The following is a 447-nucleotide window of genomic DNA, read 5'->3' as shown; positions in this document are numbered from 1 at the left end:
GTATGTCTGCTGGTGGTGCTATGGCTGCCATCATGGCAGACGCGTATCCTGAGCTATATGCAGCAGTTGGTATTCATTCTGGCCTGCCATTTGGTGCAGCAAGCGATTTATCCTCTGCGCTAGCAGCCATGAATCGTGCAGCAAGCCAGAGTAAAAAGCCATTTTCTGGTGTCGCTGTTCCTATTATCGTTTTCCATGGCGACCAGGATCATACGGTCAATAATAAGAATGCCGATCACATCATGGAACGTTATTTGGAAAGTAGCGAGTCAAAAAATTTGATAGCCCAAAAAGAAATTGGTAATGGGAAGCTTGACCGCCGCTACACACGCATTCGCTATGCTGAAAATGCAGCATCTCAAAAAAATGCTCATAAATCCTTATCTGCTGAACAATGGGTAATTCATGGTGCCGGCCACGCTTGGTCCGGCGGTAATAGCCAAGGCA

Annotated in this window: 1 protein-coding gene; it reads left to right on the top strand. The window is 46.8% G+C overall.

The window, feature by feature from the left end:
• Positions 1-20 precede the first annotated feature (20 nt).
• A partial coding sequence (locus ACO0LF_RS31485) for an alpha/beta hydrolase family esterase (RefSeq protein WP_423021348.1) occupies positions 21-447 on the top strand: 427 nt, incomplete at its 3' end.

Source organism: Undibacterium sp. Di27W (assembly GCF_049340345.1).
Classification (GTDB): Bacteria; Pseudomonadota; Gammaproteobacteria; order Burkholderiales; family Burkholderiaceae_D; genus Undibacterium.
Note: the sequence above shows the minus strand (reverse complement) of the source record. Positions and strands in the feature narration are given on the sequence as shown.